We start from the raw sequence: 19,542 nt of genomic DNA on the forward strand, positions 1-19,542 counted from the left end.
GTTTCTATTGTATAAATGTTGCAACATCGCAGAGTTAAAACAGCTCGTTGAAGAATCGATATTTATATACAATGAAATACGACCGCACTTAAGTTTGGATATGAAAACACCAAATCAAGTGCATAAAAAAGACCTGGCGCTTTCGCACCAAGTCTTTCATTAAAACCGTCAACCTATTTCAGGACGGGACATACACTATAAGGTTTTCATATACTCGACTAATTGCCATTTTTGACTATCGGTTAGGGCTGTGCCGTAGTTATGCCCGAGGTTAGAGTTGCCTTTTTGAGGTTGTCCGCTTTTATCATTGACCCGAAATAAGTTCAAACCTGTATGTGTCTCGTATCCTACATTAACAGGATCGAATTCACGGCTTCCGACCCAGAACTCAGTTAAGCGCTTTTCAGGTATTTGTAATAGCTCCCATAAATTTGCAACAGATCCGTTGTGTAAATAAGGTGCTGTCGCCCAAATGCCATTGAGAGGCCTACCTTTGTAAACACCATTGTCTAGTGTGCCATCTTTACAGTCAGTCTCAATAACCTGTGCTTTTTTATTACGCGCCGCTAAGTGTTCCGATATTAACTGTTTGAATTCTGCTAGCGCGCTGATTTTCTTGCCTTCGTCAGTTGTACGCTCTGCAATATTACCGGCTTTAAGTGCGAGTGGAATGTCCTTGAGCACTAACCCAACGACGCCATTCACTGGAATATCAATCGCATTGTCGATTTCGTCGAATTTATCACCAATCAAGATGCGTTCTTTCGTGCCTTCTAGAATATGCGTTTTTGCCATATGACATGACGCATTGTAGGCCGTCACTGGATCTGTTTTAAGCTCAGAGATAAGGGTTTGGTTTGCGATGTATCTTTTTAATTCATCTTCTCGCGGGATCACCTGATGGCAACTAGCACACTGTGTTTCATAAAGAACCGCGCCTTTCGCTGCTTTGTTATTGTCTATGGCAGGAAAATAATCTAATGGCCATTGTGGAGAGCGAAGTGTTTTGACCCAAGATTCTAAATATCCTAATCCCATAATATCAACCGTTGATGAGTAGCGTATTTCCTTGCCCCATAAACGCTGCCAAAAGGGCGCTTCTTTGATCTCAAGACTGCCAAATACTCCGACAACTTCACCTATGTTACGTACCAAGGGGCCAATTATGGGTGTGTTAGGTGCTGAGGCATTCCATTGAACAACATCAGATTGATGTGTTCCCCATAGAAATGGATAAGACACAGGACCTGTTGGCGTATTTTTGTTACTTAAGTCGTGCAGCGCAAACGCGGTGCCTGCATTTTGTATATTACCAAATGCGTCTAACCGAGCATAGCTGGTGAAGTCTTCAGGGTAACCAGACGGAAGCTGATTCACATTTTGTCTATTAGTAGAGGCGAGCGCCACATTTTGTAAGCGGTTTTTTAGCTCAGTGATGTCGCTAGCGGTACTATTTTTTCCTAATACATTTACAGCAAAGCGTTGAAACTTATCATCGTCTGCTAGTGTTTTATCCATGGCCTCTATGAGCTTTTTAAAGAAAAGTACAAAGTTACCTAAAGTAGGTGCGCCTTCAATTAATATTTTTGTGCCTTGGTAGTCTAACTGGTTAGTGTGACATGCAGCACATGTCATACCTACCCAGTTCTCACCGGTCGTTTGATTGCTATGCAGTGCGAAGCCGATGGGAAGACCACCAGGGTTCGCTTCTGAGGCTTGCATAGGCAGGTAGCGAAGCATTTCCATATGTTCTGAGTGGCGAAATAATTGTTGGCTATCGGCTTGTTCAAGCCATACAAACCAGTCATAGGGGATGATCTGCGCGCCTTGATTAGTGAACCAAAAATTTTGTCTGGTTTTTTCACTCCAGCCTTGGTCTAGCCATACTCGCTGAATGTCATCACCTTGTGCAGGGGTGATCTTAGGGGGCGAACTCGGTGCTTTAGGTGGCTGTGTGCTGCAACCAATGGCCGTGACGAGGCCAATTAAGCTGAAAGTAATAACCAAGCGTAATTTGCTCATTGCGTATTTCCTTACTTGACGAAGTTCGCAGAGCATAGAAGGGGATACTAAAATATGCCATTACAGCAAATTACAGGGTGTTAACGTTGAGGTACTTAAAAATGAAAAAGGCGTAGGAAGGAGATTTAAGAAAGCGCAAGCCAAGCATTGCTTGGCTTGCGTGTCGCGTTTATTTAAAAGTAAGCGCGTAAACCCAGTTTAAGGTTGCGACCAGGAAGAGGTGCCTGATCTTTAATAAACGAGCTGTGCACAAAACCAAGCTCATCAGTTAAGTTATCGATATTTGCATATCCTACAAAGTCTATACCTTGCGCTTCAAAATCATATTGAAGGCTGGTATCGACTAGGGTATACCCGTTAGTTTGGGTCTCATAACTGGTAATATTAGACTGACTATTGTAACGAGTAATAGTCATATTTGCCTTCCAACCTGCATGTTCAAATTCGTATTTTACACCAAACTTGTTACTAGGAATGCGCGGTAAATATTGGTCATTATCTAGTTTGGCAGTCAGTGAATCAGCAAATACTTTTACGCGATTTTTATCGTTAATTCGATAGTGCGCATCAAGTTCAATACCATACAATTCTGCATCGTTACTTACAAATTTAAAGACAGGTGACGCACCTTCATGGAAGTGGTCTGCTTCTTCTAAACCATGCTCCGCGGTATACATTAAACCAGTATTTTGCTGGTAGTAGTAGTTGGCGATATCATTGTAAAAAACATTAACGGTATAACCAAAATCGCCCATGAAACGTCTAACGCTAAAGTCGATATTTGTTGCTGTTTCTTGCTCTATGGTTTGTGGTTCAAAGTGGATTTCACCCTCTTCAATTTCATACCCTAGACCTAGTTCGTAGGTGCCAGTCGCAATGTGTGTGCCATTTGACAGTAGTTCAGCAGTTAGTGGTGCACGTTCTGAGCGAGAAAGGTTAACTGCAAAGTTATGCCCTTCAGCAAAGTTATATACGCCGCCAATTGAAGCGCTGAAGTTAGTCATGTCTAATTCATAGGCAACTGTTTCAAACTCGCCGTGGTCGTCATGATCATCGTGTCCGTGGTCGTCATGATCATCGTGTCCATGGTCGTCATGATCATCATGTCCATGGTCGTCATGATCATCGTGATGCGATTCATTTGTTACTAAGCTAGACAGCTGAAAATCTTCAATACGTGCGCCAATCTCTAGGGTAAAGTCACCAAATGTACGTTCTTCAAGTAAGAAAAGAGCGTGAGATTTAGTTTCAGTCGCTGGAGTGAATGCTTCGGCACCTTGCGCTTCATAATCACTGTCTGAGTAATGGTAACCAATAATACCATGCCACTCACCAATACGATGCTCTACACCTGTGCGTAATTCAGTGGTTTTGTTTTTAAATGTTGTACCAATAGCACCATGTTCAATTTCACTGTGCTCATAATCGGTATAGCCAGCTCTTACATTAATTGATTCAATCCACTGATTATGTAGAGAGTAATTGAATAGAGCCTGCCAGCGGTCTTGTTTTACACGCGCATAGACAGCTTCTTCAGTATGCTCATCGTGGTCGTCATGTGCATCATGATCGTGGTCATCGTGGTCATCGTGGTCATCGTGGTCATCGTGGTCATCGTGGCCGTGGTCATGACCTTCATGACTGTGAGCAGGGATCCCATAATCAGTTTCAATGCGCCCGAATGCAAGCCCCAATGTTAAATGGTCATTTACGTAGCTTGTACCAAAGTTCACTTGCTGTGAATCAATATACGTATTATCTACTTTATTGGCTGTTTCTGGTGCTTCTTCATGGTGATCGTCATGATCTGCTTCAGAACCGTGGTCATCATGTGCGTCGTGATCATGATCGTCATGGTGATCATCTTCACCGTGCTCGTCGTGTGGCAGGTTAAACTGCGGCGTCTCGTAATCTCCGCCTTTTCTACTTACACCATCAAAGTGAAAGTTGAACCCTTCATGACCGGCCTCAAGCACTGCAGCGTATGTATTGGTATTTGATACCGTATCGTGGCTATACTCGGCTGCACCAGATAGTGATTCAATGACATCGGTAGGAATACGGTTATCGACAACGTTGACAACACCACCAATGGCACCAGAGCCATATAGTAATGTGGCTGGGCCGCGTAATACTTCAATTTGTTGTGCAGATAAACTATCGTTAGTGTTTGCGTGATCAGGACCTACACGTGACGCATCGCTGCTATCTAAACCATTTTGCGTAATTTTTACACGTGGACCATCTAAGCCACGAATAATTGGGCTTGAAGAAACCGGGCCAAAATAGCTTGAGTTGATACCTGGTTGACCTTTTAAGGTTTCGCCAAGTGTTGGTTTAGCTGCATTTTTTAGTTCGTCGCCTGCCAGTACTGTTACTGGAGAAGCCATTTCAACGTTATTTTTGTGCAACGCTGATGCATAAACCACAATACTTTCAACTGCACTTGGCTTAAGTGCAACCGTAACGTAGCCGTTGTTTGTGGTAACATCTAAACGAGCATCTAAGTAATTATTTTTTGTAATATGAAGTTGTGAGTCTGCATCTACGTTTATGGTAAATTGACCACTTTTATCTGTTGTCACCGATTGACTTTTACCATGCAAGTGTACCTTTGCACCGCTTACTGGCTGGTTATTTTGGTCGAGTACTTTACCTTTAATATCTGCGGCAAATACGTTACTAGAGAATAGCGCAGTAAGAATTGCACTGCTGATCAGGGATTGCTTCATCATAATTTATTAGACACTAACTTTGGGGTTGAAATAACTTGCGATAATATAACACCACATATATGACAGTTCAATGATGTTATACTATAACCTGAAAGATTTTTGCTAAAATCGACACAAAGTCTATAGTTAATTCGTGGCAGGTTAGGAAAATTGACATGACTAAACCTTTCGTCTTTAAAGCACGTGTTAATGTGGCTGATCTATTTCATCATGCTAATCATCAAGAGGTGTTTACTACGGCACTACAAAAGTCAGAATCGCTTTCGCATTTTGTGTTAAAAATAGTGGGTTTGTGTGCCATTTCTTATGAACAAAGTGCGCATTTAAACGCACACTCCGACAGACAAAAGCCAGATGTATGGCTTGAAGATGATACTGGGTATATAACCCTTGCATTGTATGCCAGTGAGTTAGAACTAGAAGAGATCGCACGGGTGGCAAAGTTGTTTGGCAAAGTGGTGATATTGTCGCAGGAGAACCCAACCTGGTTTAGTGAAATATCTGAACGTATACACGTAGTTGAAAACGTGAGTATCTTCTCTTTAGAGTCGCAATTTGTCGAGTCATTAAGCGACGCTTTGAGTCGCAGCTTGCATTGGGATGTTGTAATTGAGCAAAACCAACTGAGTGTGAGTGATAAAAATGAATATTACGAAACACAGGTAACTCAGCTGGTGTAATTGCTCAATTTATTGACAGACTATTTAGTACATACTCGGTTTTAAAGGAGCGTAATCTTTATATCTGTAAGAGGGCGCGAGCAACATAGTAATACTTCACCTTCTCTAACGAATGCTAATGGCTCTTGAATATATGCAATTTTCCCGTCATTGAGTTGCGCTCGACAGGCGCCACAAAACCCTTCACGACATTGGTATTGTACGTCAATATTAGCGGCTTCTAGAGTATGCAGTAAAGTAGGGGATTGAGCCGCAAATTCTAGCGGCTCATCAACATCATTTATCGTGATCTTTGAACAAGGCTTTTCAACCATTATAAATCAAAATCACCAAAATCAGATGCGTCTACTTTAGAGTCGATTTGACCAACAAGGTAAGAACTAATCTCAGCCTCTTGCGGAGCAACTTGCACGTTATCAGAAATTAACCAAGCGTTGATCCAAGGGATTGGGTTTGACTTGTTTTCAAACTGTGTGGGTAGTCCAACAGCCGTCATACGTGTATTTGTAATATACTCTACATACTGGCACAAAATGTCTTTGTTCAAGCCGATCATAGAGCCGTCTTTGAATAAGTATTCTGCCCACTCTTTTTCTTGCTCGGCGGCTTCAACAAACATTGCAATGGCTTCTTCACGACACTGCGCTGCTACAATGGCCATTTCTGGGTCATCTTTGCCTTCTTGCATAATATTAAGCATATGCTGCGTACCAGAAAGATGCAGGGCTTCATCACGTGCAATAAGCTTGATGATTTTTGCATTGCCTTCCATTAATTCACGTTCAGCAAAGGCAAAAGAACAAGCGAAGCTGACGTAAAAACGAATTGCTTCTAAAATGTTTACTGACATGACGCAAAGGTAAAGTAACTTCTTCAGCTCAAATAGACTAATAACAACGGTCTTGCCATTGATCTCGTGTTTACCCTCACCATATAAGTTAAATATAGAAACCTGCTCAATTAATGCATCGTAATAACGTGTAACCGCGTCAGCACGTTCATTAATTTTGTCGTTACTTACTATGTCATCAAATATAAGCTCAGGCGACTGAGTGACATTACGAATGATGTGCGTGTAAGACCGGCTGTGAATTGTTTCGCTAAATGCCCATGTTTCAATCCAAGTCTCTAACTCAGGAATAGAGACGATAGGAAGCAAAGCTACGTTAGGCGAGCGACCTTGAACACTGTCTAGTAGCGTCTGGTATTTCAGGTTACTTAAAAAGATGTGTTTTTCATGCTCAGGGAGCGCTTGAAAATCGATTTTATCTTTACTAACGTCAACTTCTTCAGGTCGCCAGAAGAATGAAAGCTGTTTTTCAATTAGCTTTTCAAAAATCGGGTATTTTTGTTGATCGTAACGAGACACGTTAACAGTCTGGCCAAAAAACATTGGCTCCTGTAATTGGTCGTTGTGTTTTCTGCTAAACGTAGAATAGGACATAGTTAATACTCAATACTAAAGAGAGCGGGCCGAAGGCCCGCTAAAACTTAAATTTTACACGCGCCGCCTTCACAGCCATCATCTTCAACTTCTGGCTTCATCTCGTCATGAGAGTCAGAAGCACCATCACGGGTGTTATGATAGTAAAGCGTTTTCACACCTAGTTTGTATGCGGTTAGCAAATCTTTGAGCAACAATTTCATTGGTACCTTGCCGCCTTCAAATTTATTCGGATCGTAATTGGTGTTAGCTGAGATAGTTTGGTCAACAAACTTTTGCATGATCCCGACAAGTGCAAGGTAACCATCGTTAGACGGAATATCCCAAAGCAACTCGTAGTTATCTTTTAATCGTTCATACTCTGGTACTACTTGCTTTAAGATCCCATCTTTACTGGCTTTAACACTGATATGTCCACGAGGTGGCTCAATACCATTAGTCGCATTTGATATTTGCGATGATGTCTCAGATGGCATTAGAGCTGATAGTGTTGAGTTACGCATGCCATGTTCTTTAATGCTGGCACGTAGCGCGTCCCAATCAAGTTGTAATGCCTCATCACATACTTTGTCTAGATCACGTTTATAGGTGTCTATTGGCATAATGCCTTTAGAGTAGGTGGTTTCATTAAATAATGGACATGCACCGCGTTCTTTTGCCAGCCCATTTGACGCTTTCATTAGGTAATATTGAATGGCTTCAAATGTTTGGTGTGTTAAGCCGTTAGCGCTACCATCAGAGTATTTTACGCCATTTTTAGCAAGGTAATATGCATAGTTAATTACCCCTATACCAAGTGTTCTTCTACCCATTGTAGCAGTATGCGCTGCAGGGACAGGGTAGTCTTGGAAATCAAGGAGGTTATCCAGTGCTCTTACTGCTAAATCGGCAAGTTCTTCAAGCTCATCTAATGATTCAAGTGCGCCTAGGTTAAATGCTGACAATGTACATAACGCGATTTCGCCTTCTGCATCATTGACGTTATTAAGTGGCTTGGTTGGTAACGCGATTTCTAAACATAAGTTAGATTGACGAATTGGTGCAACCTTGGAATCAAACGGACTATGCGTATTACAGTGATCTACATTTTGTAGGTAAATACGGCCTGTACTCGCGCGCTCTTGTGCAAACATAGAGAACAGTTCAATCGCTTTAATACGCTTTTTACGAATTGACTCATCTTGCTCGTATTGAACGTATAGCGACTCAAATTTATCTTGGTCTTCAAAGAATGAGTCGTATAACCCTGGTACGTCTGATGGGCTAAATAATGTAATGTAGTCGTCTTTGATCAAGCGACTGTACATTGTCTTATTAAATTGCACACCGTAGTCAAGGTGACGAACGCGGTTTTCTTCTACACCACGGTTATTTTTCAGAACCAGTAAGTTTTCAACTTCTAAATGCCACAGTGGATAGAATAATGTTGCCGCTCCACCACGCACACCACCTTGCGAACAACTCTTAACTGCTGTTTGGAAGTGCTTATAAAATGGGATACACCCGGTGTGGTAAGCTTCGCCATTACGGATTGGGCTACCTAAAGCACGAATACGGCCTGCATTAATACCAATTCCTGCGCGTTGACTTACATATTTTACAATTGCTGATGACGTTGCGTTGATAGAATCAAGGCTGTCACCACATTCAATGAGTACACATGAGCTAAACTGACGCGTAGGGGTGCGTACACCTGCCATAATAGGTGTCGGTAATGATATCTTGAATAAAGAAATAGCATCGTAAAAACGTTTGATATAGCTAAGGCGCGTTTCTTTTGGATAATCAGAGAACAGGCTTGCTGCAACTAAAATATAAAGAAACTGAGCACTTTCATAAATTTCACCAGTTACGCGGTTTTGAACTAGGTATTTACCTTCAAGTTGCTTTACTGCGGCATAGCTAAAATTTAAATCGCGAGCATGATCTAAATATTCATCTAATTGGTCTATTTCTTCTTTGGTGTAATCAACCAAGAGGTGTTGATCATAGCGCTTATCTTCCACCAGCTTTGTAATGTGATCATAAAGGCGAGGAGGCTCAAATTGTCCATATGCCTTTTTACGTAGGTGGAATATAGCCAATCTGGCAGCAAGATATTGATAGTCTGGTGACTCTTTATCAATAAGGTCTGCGGCAGCTTTGATGATTGTTTCATGAATATCTTCAGTACGAATACCATCATAAAACTGAATATGTGACTTAAGTTCAACTTGTGACACAGATACATTATTTAGACCTTCCGCAGCCCACGTGATAACGCGGTGGATTTTATCTAAATCGAGCGGCTCTTTACGACCGTTTCTTTTACTGACAGATAGCTGTTGGTTCATAGTTGCGCCTGTATTCTCTCGGAATGTGTATTTTTATATTAATGGCTGAGACAAATGAGTATAGAAAGCATTGCTTAGCTTTTAACCACTATATATGGTGGAAGTGCCCCTGCGGATCACAAGATAGTGGGGTTATCGCAATTTTGCAATAGAACAACTCACTCTCAATTGTGGATAACTTAGGGATAATTGCATTGTGTTAGTGCTCATTAACCTTTGAGGTTTTATACGCTAAGCCACCATAAAAAAATCAACCAAGAGAGGACTATTTTTTCTTAAATTGAAAAAAAAACCTGACTGATTTTTTTATATGCAGCTTGGTGTAAAAATACAGACAAGGCACAACATATGGTGCCTTATCTGTTTTAGTACTACTAAATATGCTTAAGTAGTGCTTCTGGGTTAGTAAGATTTAGATCTGCACCCCACGACAATGCAATCGTCTTACTGGGAATATAGCCCCACAACGCTGCAACTGATCGCATTTCTGCGGCACGGGCTGCTTGAATGTCTCGTTCTGCGTCCCCAACATATATACAATCACGTGCATTAATCTTTAATTGTGCAGCTGCATGCAATAATGGTTTGGGGGAGGGCTTCGCTTCATCCAAAGTATCACCGCATACGATCACTTGAATGTGAGCTAACTCAGGTATTTTGGTGAGCAAAGGGAGGGTGAGAAAGGTCGGCTTGTTGGTCATGATTGCAACTTGAATACCTTTGCTTTTTAGCCCGTCAAGCAATGCGTTTACACCATCAAAGCAATGGCTATTGACGGCAATATTTTGAGCATAATGATCTAAGACTTGTTGACGAAGTAACGCTTGGTCAAACTTCTCTAGCTCTGTGCCAAAGCCCACTTCCAATAACGCTTTTACGCCATTAGAGATTGCAGGGCTATAGCGTGCTTTATCTACTTGGGCAAAGCCGTGTAAGCTCAGCGTGTGGTTTAACGCAGCACCTAAATCATCGCAAGTATTGAGTAAGGTACCATCTAAATCAAATATTACGGCTTCGGTCATGTTAGCTTCTCAAAATGAAGAATGTAATTAACACTGACATCATTGGTGAGTGTAAACGTTTGGCCGATTGGGTTGTAATTAATACCAGCGCTTGCGCGTACTTTAAGGTCGTTTTGCTCTGCCCAGCTGATGAGTGTCGAGGGGCGAATAAATTTGTCGTGGTCGTGTGTCCCTTCAGGGACCATTTTAAGCACTTTTTCTGCCCCGACGATGGCAAGTAAATAAGCTTTTGTGGTTTTATTCAATGTCGAAAAGAAGACGTTAGCGCCGGGTTTAGCCAATTGTGCCACGGCCTTAATGATTGATTCTGGATCTGGCACATGCTCAAGCATCTCCATGCAGGTTACAACATCAAATTTTTCAGGGTTTTGCTGTGCAAATGTTTCTGCCGGTACTTTTTGATAATCGACGCGAACACCGGCTTCTAGACTATGTAGCTTCGCGACATTTAGCGGTTCTTGCCCCATATCGATACCAGTTGCATTTGCTCCGAGCTTGGCCATGCTTTCTGTTAGTATGCCGCCGCCACAGCCTACATCGAGTACTGTTTTACCAAATAAACCTTGGCTTTTATCGTTAATAAAGTCTAATCGTAGCGGGTTTATTTCGTGTAATGGCTTAAACTCACCTTGGGTATCCCACCATTGTTGAGCGATCTCTTCAAATTTAGCTATTTCTTGTGGATCTACATTTTGATGTTCGGTCATAAAAAACTTCCTCGTTAATCTGAGCGCATTATAAGCTGGGTCAGATTAAAATCACTAAAATCTTGCGCCTGTAAATTATTAAAAAGTGTGTTAGCATAGCTATTCAGAAATTAATAATAACTCAATCTCTTTGTCATACTTAGTCTGACTAGTTTGACATAAAAGAGGTAGACACTGAAGGAAAGTGGAATCGAATGACTGATCTCGCCAATGAAATCCTGCCAGTCAATATAGAAGATGAACTCAAAAATTCATACCTTGATTACGCAATGAGTGTAATTGTAGGGCGTGCATTACCTGACGTACGTGATGGCTTAAAGCCTGTTCACCGTCGTGTATTGTTCGCGATGAACGAGTTGAAAAATGACTGGAATAAGCCTTACAAAAAATCGGCTCGTGTAGTCGGTGATGTGATCGGTAAATATCACCCACACGGTGATAGCGCGGTATACGATACGATAGTACGTATGGCGCAACCATTTTCTCTGCGTTATATGTTGGTTGATGGCCAAGGTAACTTCGGTTCTGTAGATGGTGATTCAGCCGCTGCGATGCGTTACACCGAAGTACGTATGGCAAAAATATCCCATGAGTTACTGGCTGATTTAGAAAAAGAAACGGTTGATTATGTTCCTAACTATGATGGAACAGAGCAAATCCCAGACGTGTTACCAACAAAAGTGCCAAGCTTACTAGTGAATGGCTCTTCAGGTATTGCGGTTGGTATGGCAACGAATATTCCGCCGCATAACTTAACAGAGGTTATTAATGGGTGCCTAGCACTTATTCAAAACCCAGATTTAACCATTGAAGAGTTAATCGACTATATTCCTGGTCCAGATTTTCCAACTGCTGCCATTATTAATGGTAAGAAGGGTATTGAGCAGGCGTATAAGACTGGCCGAGGCAAGATATATGTTCGAGCACGTGCGGAAGTTGAAGTTGATGAGAAGACCAACAAAGAAACGATCATCGTTCATGAGTTACCTTACCAAGTTAACAAAGCACGTTTGATTGAAAAAATTGCTGAGCTTGTAAAAGATAAAAAAGTTGAAGGGATCAGTGCGCTACGTGATGAATCTGACAAAGATGGCATGCGTATCGTTATTGAAGTTAAGCGTGGTGAAGTTGGTGAAGTAATACTTAATAACCTTTACTCGCAAACGCAGTTGCAAACTGTGTTTGGTATGAACATGGTCGCGTTGGATAACAACCAGCCTAAATGTTTCAACCTCAAAGAAATGCTAGATGCATTCATTATTCACCGCCGTGAAGTGGTTACCCGCCGTACCGTTTTCGATTTAAGAAAAGCGAGAGACAGAGCGCATACGCTTGAAGGTCTTGCGATTGCATTGGCGAATATCGACCCGATCATTGAGTTAATTAGAAAATCACCAAGCCCATCTGAAGCGAAACAAGCACTTGTTGCACGCCCTTGGGAGTTAGGTACTGTTAAGTCTATGCTTGAAAAAGCAGGTGAAGACAATGTAGCACGCCCTGATTGGTTAGAAGCTGAGCTAGGTATTCGCGATGGTCAGTACTACTTATCAGAACAGCAAGCTCAAGCTATTCTTGACTTACGTTTGCATAAGCTTACTGGCTTAGAACATGAAAAAATCTTAGCTGAATACCAAGAGCTATTAGAAGTTATTGCTGAGTTACTCTTCATTTTGTCATCGCCTGAACGTCTAATGGAAGTGATCCGTGATGAGTTAGTTGAAATAAAAGAGACTTATGGTGACGAACGTCGTACTGAGATCAGTGCTGCCGCTCACGATATTAGCCTTGAAGATTTGATCAACGAAGAAGATGTTGTTGTGACGTTATCTCACGAAGGGTATGTAAAATATCAGCCATTGTCAGACTACGAAGCACAGCGTCGTGGTGGTAAAGGCAAAGCAGCAACTAAGATGAAAGATGAAGATTTCATCGAACGACTCTTGGTTGCGAATACGCACGACACCATTTTATGTTTCTCTACAGCGGGACGCATGTATTGGCTGAAAGTGTATCAGTTACCGCTTGCTTCACGAACAGCACGTGGCAAGCCCATCGTGAACTTGTTGCCGTTAGAAGCGGATGAACGAATTACCACGATATTGCCTGTTCGTGAATACGAAGAAGACAAATATGTATTGATGGCGACAGCTAATGGTACAGTTAAGAAAACACCATTAACTGCGTATAGTCGTCAACGTGCAAGCGGGATCATCGCGATCAACTTAAACGAAGGTGATAACTTAATCGGTGCCGATATCACAGATGGCAGTAATGACATCATGCTATTTACCGACCACGGTAAAGTTGTTCGATTCAATGAAAAACTACGCGACTCTGAAACAGGTGAAGTTAAAATTGATCCTGAAACAGGCGAAGACATGTTAGCACTTCGTCCTATGGGTCGTACCGCAACCGGTGTCCGTGGCATAAAAATGCCAGATGATGTGAAAGTTGTATCGTTAATCGTACCAAAAAATGATGGTGCAATACTGACGGTGACTGAAAACGGATATGGTAAACGTACACCGCTTGAAGAATACCCTGCGAAGAGCCGAGCGACGCAAGGTGTTGTATCAATTAAGGTTAGTGACCGTAACGGAAGCGTTGTTGGCGCTGTTCAGGTTGAAGATAACAACGAAATCATGTTAATTTCTAACCGCGGTACGCTTGTGCGTACTCGAGTGAGTGAAGTGTCTACGGTAGGTCGAAATACCCAAGGGGTCATTTTGATCAGAACAATTGAAGATGAGCAGGTAGTGGGTTTACAGCGCATTGAAGAAATTGAGGTGGATGACTTGCCCGAAGGTGAGGATGGTAATGCAGACGTCGCAGAGAATGCTGACGTAGAGCAAAACACGCAAGTGAACGACGATTCACCGAGTGAATAAAGTAAACTAAAAAGCGGCTGTGGCCGCTTTTTTTATCTGTAAATTATTGTTGTTTAGGAATGAGGAAAATGACGGTATATAACTTTTGTGCAGGGCCAGCAATGTTGCCCCCTGAAGTAATGAAAAAAGCACAAGCAGAGTTTTTAAACTGGCAAGGCTTGGGTGTGTCTGTGATGGAAGTAAGCCATCGCGCGAAACCTTTTTTGGCGATGGTAGAAGAGTGCGAAGCATCTTTACGTCGTTTAATGAACATCTCAGACGACTTTGAAGTTTTATTTATGCACGGTGGGGGACGAGGTCAGTTTGCGGCTGTGCCATTAAACTTACATCAAAATGATGCGCCAGGTTTCTATATTGAAAATGGTATATGGTCTAGTGGCGCCACCAAAGAGGGTGCCAAGTTTACCGACGTAGCATCGTTGAATATTCGTTGCGATGAACAAAGTACATTTGATATTCAACCTGTAAATGATTGGCAGCTACCAGAAAAAGCGTCATTTATTCATTATTGTCCAAATGAGACAATCGACGGTATTGAAATATTTGATGTGCCAAAACACCAAAGCGCACCTATTGTCGCTGATATGTCTTCAATGATTTTATCACGTGAAATTAATGTTGATGACTTTGATCTCATTTATGCAGGCGCGCAAAAGAACATAGGGCCGTCGGGTTTATGTATTGTTATTGTGCGTAAAACATTACTTGAAAGAGACGGGCTACCTCGTCCTGCCATACTTGATTATGCAATTGAAGCTAAGCAAGGCAGTATGTACAACACGCCTCCAACATTTGCATGGTATTTAGCTGCTGAAGTCTTTTCATACTTAGAAGCCCAAGGTGGCGTGCCAGCTATGGAAGCGCATAATAAAGAAAAAGCCGCACTTTTATATAATTATATCGATAGTTCAGATTTTTATAGTAATAAAGTTGCTGCGCATTGTCGTTCATTGATGAATGTACCCTTTTGGTTACAGGATGATGACTTAAATACTGCGTTTCTTGCCCAAGCAGAAGCTGCTGGGCTAGTTGCTTTAGAAGGGCACAGGTTTGTCGGTGGAATGAGAGCGAGTATTTATAATGCTATGCCAATCGAAGGGATTAAGGCACTTATTGCATTTATGGATAAGTTCGCAAAGGAGCATAGCTAATGGAGCAACTTACCTTAAAACCGATTTCAAAAGTATCCGGTTCAGTCACATTACCAGGCTCTAAAAGTTTATCTAATCGTATTCTGTTATTGGCAGCATTGTCGAAAGGAACGACAGAGGTTCACAATTTACTTGATAGTGATGATATTCGCTATATGTTAGGCGCATTAGAGCAAATGGGCGTGACGGTTACTTTAAATGCAGATAAAACAGTCGCAACGGTCGAAGGGTGCGCAGGGCAATTAAAAACGCCAAAAGAAGCACTGTTTTTAGGTAACGCAGGCACTGCCTATAGGCCCTTAACGGCTGTTTTAGCCGCAACTGCAGGTCAATTTGAGTTGGTTGGTGAGCCGCGTATGGAAGAGCGACCTATTGGTCACTTAGTAGATGCTATGGCCAAGTTAGGCGCAGACATTCGTTATTTAAAAAATGCTGATTACCCGCCGCTATTGATTGAAGGTAAACCGTTAAGTGGTGGCCAGGTTGAAATTGACGGCAGTATTTCTAGCCAGTTTTTAACCGCATTACTGATGGCGGCACCACTTTTTACAGGCGATACTCATATCCGTATTAAAGGTGATTTGGTATCTAAACCGTATATTGACATTACGATTGGTGTGATGGCCCAGTTTGGTATTGAAGTGGTTAATGATAACTACCAAACATTTATGGTTAAGGGTCAGCAAGTGTATCAATCCCCAAGCCGGATCATGGTGGAAGGAGATGCGTCTTCAGCGTCTTACTTTATCGCAGCAGCCGCTATTTCAGGTGGCGAAATAGAGATTAACGGTGTCGGTAAAAAAAGCGTACAAGGCGATATTGGATTTGCCAATGTGATGGAGCAAGTGGGCGCTAAGATTGATTGGTACGATGAAAAACTGGTGGTCAGTAAAGGTGAGTTAAAAGGCGTTGATATTGATGCCAACGCGATCCCTGATGCAGCGATGACGCTCGCAACCGTAGCGTTATTTGCTAAAGGGCCGACGGCTATCCGTAATATCTATAATTGGCGAGTCAAAGAAACTGACCGTTTAGCGGCTATGGCGACTGAGTTACGAAAAGTGGGCGCGGAGGTGATAGAGGGGCACGACTTTATCGAAATTACGCCGCCGTCGACTATTAACTTGACGGATATTGACACTTATAATGATCATCGTATAGCGATGTGCTTTGCTATGGTTGCTGTAGGTGGTTATGAGGTGATCATAAATGACCCTGGCTGTACTGCAAAAACATTCCCCACGTTTTTTAATGTTTTAGAGTCAATAACTACCCACTAATACTTACCGTATAATTGTAATAGAGCCTCTATAGTATGGCTCTATTCTTTTCTAACTTAGTACCTATTTAACAAAAAGTTACAGGTAAGTAAGGATATATTCATTAAACTTGCGTATAATGCACGCGGTAAATTTAAGGTGGGCATTTCAGGAGGTTTTAAATGCAGGCATCGATGCCAGTTATCACCGTAGACGGCCCAAGTGGTTCAGGCAAAGGAACGGTTTGTCGCTTGTTAGCTGAAAAATTAAATTGGGATGTATTAGACAGCGGTGCGATTTATCGTGTTCTTTCTCTCGCTGCGTTACACCATCAAATTGCACTAGACAATGAAGAAGCGCTCGTGCCATTGGCGGCCAATTTAGACGTACAATTTTTAATTGATCCTGTTACTAAAAACGGCAGAGTCATTCTTGAAGGAGAAGATGTAACAACCACTATTCGTAATGAAGACGTGGGCGCTGCTGCTTCAAAAGTAGCAGCACTACCTCGAGTGAGAGAGGCATTGTTACGCAGGCAACGCGCATTTAGAACTGAAGCGGGCTTAATTGCAGATGGAAGGGATATGGGAACGGTTATTTTCCCAGAGGCCGAAATTAAATTGTATTTAACCGCCAGTGCTGAAGAGCGTGCGAACCGTCGATTCTTAGAGTTGAATGGTCGAGGACTAGATGTTACACTAAGTGGTCTGCTAGAGGACATAAAAGCCCGTGATGATCGCGATATGAATCGCGCAGTTGCGCCTTTGGTCCCAGCAAGTGACGCGATAACGATTGACACGAGTGAGCTAAATGCTGAGCAAGTATTTGCCACTGTTATGGAAATCCTAGAAGATGCGGTACGTACCGGTAAACTAGAAAAGTCGCGTTTGACCTAATTTATTAATGCATTGGCAGGAAGCTGATGTTTATTTAACTACCCCATGCAGCATGGTTGCTAATTGGAATATACTTTATGAGACGTATTTAGTATGTCAGAAAATTTTGCGCAGTTATTTGAAGAAAGCCTAAAAGGTTTTGAAGCAGAGCAAGGCTCTATCGTTAAAGGTACAGTAATTTCAATCGAGAACAACATCGTTCTTGTTGATGCTGGTCTTAAATCAGAAAGTGCTATCCCTGCTGAGCAATTCAAAAATGCTGCTGGTGAACTAGAAGTTGCTGTTGGCGACGAAGTAGATGTAGCGCTAGACGCAATTGAAGACGGTTTCGGTGAAACTATCCTTTCTCGTGAGAAAGCGAAGCGTCACGAAGCTTGGATCCGTCTTGAAAAAGCATGTGAAGAGCAAGAGACTGTTGTTGGTATTATCAACGGCAAAGTTAAAGGCGGTTTCACTGTTGAAGTTGACACAATTCGTGCGTTCCTACCTGGTTCACTTGTTGATGTTCGTCCAGTACGTGACACAGCACACCTTGAAGGTAAAGAGCTTGAGTTTAAAGTAATCAAGCTTGATCAAAAGCGCAACAACGTTGTTGTTTCACGTCGTGCAGTTATCGAATCAGAGAACTCACAAGAGCGTGAAGAGCTTCTTGCTAACCTTGTTGAAGGTCAAGAAGTTAAAGGTATCGTTAAGAACCTTACAGACTACGGTGCGTTCGTTGACCTTGGTGGTGTAGACGGTCTACTACACATCACTGACATGGCGTGGAAGCGTGTTAAGCACCCTTCAGAAATCGTTAATGTTGGCGACGAAATCGCAGTTAAAGTTCTTAAGTTCGACAAAGAGAAGACTCGTGTTTCTCTAGGTCTTAAGCAACTTGGCGAAGATCCATGGGCAGCTATCGCTGGTCGTTACCCAGAAGGTGCTAAGCTTTCTGGTCGTGTAACTAACCTTACTGACTACGGTTGTTTCGTAGAAATCGAAGAAGGTGTTGAAGGTCTAGTACACGTTTCTGAAATGGATTGGACTAACAAGAACATCCACCCTTCAAAAGTTGTTAGCCTAGGCGACAGCGTTGAAGTTATGGTTCTTGAAATCGACGAAGAACGTCGTCGTATTTCTCTAGGTCTTAAGCAGTGTATTGCTAACCCTTGGCAAGAATTTGCTCGTCTTCAAAACAAAGGCGACCAAGTTACTGGTAAGATCAAGTCTATCACTGACTTCGGTATCTTCATCGGTCTTGACGGCGGCATTGACGGTCTTGTTCACCTTTCTGACATCTCTTGGAACACTCCAGGTGAAGAAGCTGTACGTGAGTACAAGAAAGGCGACGAAATCACAGCAATCGTATTGCAAGTTGACCCAGAGCGTGAGCGTATCTCTCTTGGCGTTAAGCAAATCGAAGCTGACCCATTCAATAACTACCTAGACGTAAACAAAAAAGGTGCTATTGTTAAGGGTAAAGTGACTGAAGTTGACGCGAAAGGCGCAACTGTTGAGCTTATCGAAGGTGTTGAAGGTTACATCCGTGTAGCTGACATCGCTCAAGAGCGTATCGAAGATGCAACTACTGTTGTTTCTGCTGGTGACGAAATTGAAGCTAAATATGTAGGTGTTGATCGTAAGAACCGTACTATCAGCCTTTCAGTTAAAGCTATGTTCGAAGCTGAAGAGAAAGAAGTTCTTGAGAAGTTGAAGAAAGAAGAGCCTGCGTTCGAAAACGCAATGGCAGCAGCTTTCAAAAACGCTCAAAAAGACTAATATTTAAGTCTTATCAGGAAGGGCGCTTTAGCCCTTCCTTTTTATATTAAAGGAAACACTATGACAAAGTCAGAATTGATAGAACAACTTGCCGAGCAACACGCACATGTTCCTGTAAAAGATGTGGAAAATGCTGTGAAAGAAATTCTTGAACAAATGGCAGGTTCATTATCATGCTCAGATCGTATCGAGATCCGCGGGTTTGGTAGTTTCTCATTGCACTTCCGTTCACCTCGCACTGGCCGTAATCCAAAAACAGGTGATACAGTAGAATTGGATGGAAAGTATGTACCTCACTTTAAACCTGGTAAGGAATTACGTGACCGCGTAAACGCCAGTATAGCTGACTAATATACCTGTACATTGACGGAGTAGCACTTGGTAAAGGTAGTAAAAAAAGGATTCATTTTAGCACTAATATTATTAGCGTTTGTAATTGGCACACAAAACCCTGAAGTGGTTAACGTTAATTATTTAATTGCTACTAGCGAAATACCTTTAGCAACATTGATGAGTATTTGCTTTTTTATAGGTGTACTTGTTGGCTGTATTGTAAGTGTAAAAGTGTTCTCTCAATTAAAATGGCAAAACTATCGCCTTAGAAAGACTAACCGTCAATTATCGCCAGATACTGAACGCTGACC

General features: G+C 42.1%; 15 protein-coding genes and 1 pseudogene. 9 read left to right on the plus strand and 7 right to left on the minus strand.

Annotation, left to right across the window (positions count from 1 at the left end; translation table 11 throughout):
* Nucleotides 1-163: pseudogene (locus tag BGP78_RS05985) on the plus strand (integrase core domain-containing protein); the annotation flags it as partial.
* Nucleotides 164-195: 32 nt separating this feature from the next.
* On the opposite strand, the gene BGP78_RS05990 reads toward BGP78_RS05985, so the two are convergent.
* Together BGP78_RS05990 and BGP78_RS05995 are read right to left on the minus strand one after the other, a co-directional pair.
* Complete coding sequence (locus BGP78_RS05990; RefSeq protein ID WP_119860555.1) at nt 196-2,022, minus strand: di-heme-cytochrome C peroxidase; 1,827 nt, start codon at nt 2,020-2,022, stop codon at nt 196-198.
* A 173-nt stretch (nt 2,023-2,195) separates the two neighbouring features.
* Entirely contained in the window at nt 2,196-4,757 is a 2,562-nt protein-coding gene (locus BGP78_RS05995) for a TonB-dependent receptor (protein ID WP_119860556.1), read from the minus strand.
* 155 nt (nt 4,758-4,912) lie between these two features.
* Between BGP78_RS05995 and BGP78_RS06000 the strand changes: the two genes are divergently transcribed.
* The gene (locus BGP78_RS06000) at nt 4,913-5,437 is read left to right on the plus strand and encodes a YaeQ family protein (protein ID WP_119860557.1); all 525 of its coding nucleotides are present in this window, start codon (nt 4,913-4,915) and stop codon (nt 5,435-5,437) included.
* 41 nt (nt 5,438-5,478) lie between these two features.
* On the opposite strand, the gene yfaE is transcribed toward BGP78_RS06000, so the two are convergent.
* The 5 genes from yfaE to ubiG all read right to left on the minus strand — a co-directional run bounded on the left by yfaE (nt 5,479) and on the right by ubiG (nt 10,943).
* Nucleotides 5,479-5,751: a class I ribonucleotide reductase maintenance protein YfaE gene (gene yfaE / locus BGP78_RS06005; protein WP_119860558.1), complete on the minus strand. Its 273-nt coding sequence runs from the start codon at nt 5,749-5,751 to the stop codon at nt 5,479-5,481.
* Nucleotides 5,751-6,881, minus strand: a complete 1,131-nt coding sequence (gene nrdB, locus BGP78_RS06010; protein WP_119860559.1) for a class Ia ribonucleoside-diphosphate reductase subunit beta — start codon at nt 6,879-6,881, stop codon at nt 5,751-5,753. Before nrdB ends, yfaE begins: the two co-directional genes overlap by 1 nt.
* 47 nt (nt 6,882-6,928) lie before the next feature.
* Complete coding sequence (gene nrdA / locus BGP78_RS06015) at nt 6,929-9,214, minus strand: class 1a ribonucleoside-diphosphate reductase subunit alpha (protein ID WP_119860560.1); 2,286 nt, start codon at nt 9,212-9,214, stop codon at nt 6,929-6,931.
* A gap of 374 nt (nt 9,215-9,588) precedes the next feature.
* Nucleotides 9,589-10,236: an HAD family hydrolase gene (locus BGP78_RS06020; protein ID WP_119860561.1), complete on the minus strand. Its 648-nt coding sequence runs from the start codon at nt 10,234-10,236 to the stop codon at nt 9,589-9,591.
* A complete protein-coding gene (gene ubiG / locus BGP78_RS06025; RefSeq protein WP_119860562.1) occupies nt 10,233-10,943 on the minus strand; it encodes a bifunctional 2-polyprenyl-6-hydroxyphenol methylase/3-demethylubiquinol 3-O-methyltransferase UbiG in 711 nt (236 codons plus the stop codon). The genes BGP78_RS06020 and ubiG overlap by 4 nt, the downstream gene beginning before the upstream one ends.
* A gap of 194 nt (nt 10,944-11,137) precedes the next feature.
* Between ubiG and gyrA the strand changes: the two genes are divergently transcribed.
* The 7 genes from gyrA (at nt 11,138) to BGP78_RS06060 (ending at nt 19,540) form a co-directional block, all read left to right on the plus strand.
* A complete protein-coding gene (gene gyrA, locus BGP78_RS06030; protein ID WP_119860563.1) occupies nt 11,138-13,831 on the plus strand; it encodes a DNA gyrase subunit A in 2,694 nt (897 codons plus the stop codon).
* Between the two features lie 68 nt (nt 13,832-13,899).
* On the plus strand, nt 13,900-14,982 hold the full coding sequence (gene serC / locus BGP78_RS06035; protein WP_119860564.1) for a 3-phosphoserine/phosphohydroxythreonine transaminase: 1,083 nt from the start codon (nt 13,900-13,902) through the stop codon (nt 14,980-14,982).
* Nucleotides 14,982-16,262, plus strand: a complete 1,281-nt coding sequence (gene aroA / locus BGP78_RS06040) for a 3-phosphoshikimate 1-carboxyvinyltransferase (RefSeq protein ID WP_119860565.1) — start codon at nt 14,982-14,984, stop codon at nt 16,260-16,262. The genes serC and aroA overlap by 1 nt, the downstream gene beginning before the upstream one ends.
* A 161-nt stretch (nt 16,263-16,423) precedes the next feature.
* Nucleotides 16,424-17,137, plus strand: coding sequence for a (d)CMP kinase (gene cmk / locus BGP78_RS06045; RefSeq protein WP_119860566.1), 714 nt, complete (start codon nt 16,424-16,426; stop codon nt 17,135-17,137).
* A gap of 93 nt (nt 17,138-17,230) precedes the next feature.
* On the plus strand, nt 17,231-18,898 hold the full coding sequence (gene rpsA, locus BGP78_RS06050; RefSeq protein WP_119860567.1) for a 30S ribosomal protein S1: 1,668 nt from the start codon (nt 17,231-17,233) through the stop codon (nt 18,896-18,898).
* 60 nt (nt 18,899-18,958) lie between these two features.
* Entirely contained in the window at nt 18,959-19,249 is a 291-nt protein-coding gene (gene ihfB / locus BGP78_RS06055) for an integration host factor subunit beta (RefSeq protein WP_010362991.1), read from the plus strand.
* A 27-nt stretch (nt 19,250-19,276) separates the two neighbouring features.
* Nucleotides 19,277-19,540: a lipopolysaccharide assembly protein LapA domain-containing protein gene (locus BGP78_RS06060; RefSeq protein WP_119860568.1), complete on the plus strand. Its 264-nt coding sequence runs from the start codon at nt 19,277-19,279 to the stop codon at nt 19,538-19,540.
* Nucleotides 19,541-19,542: the final 2 nt, after the last annotated feature.

The sequence above is a fragment of the Pseudoalteromonas sp. MSK9-3 genome (assembly GCF_003590335.1).
In the GTDB taxonomy this organism is placed as follows: domain Bacteria; phylum Pseudomonadota; class Gammaproteobacteria; order Enterobacterales; family Alteromonadaceae; genus Pseudoalteromonas.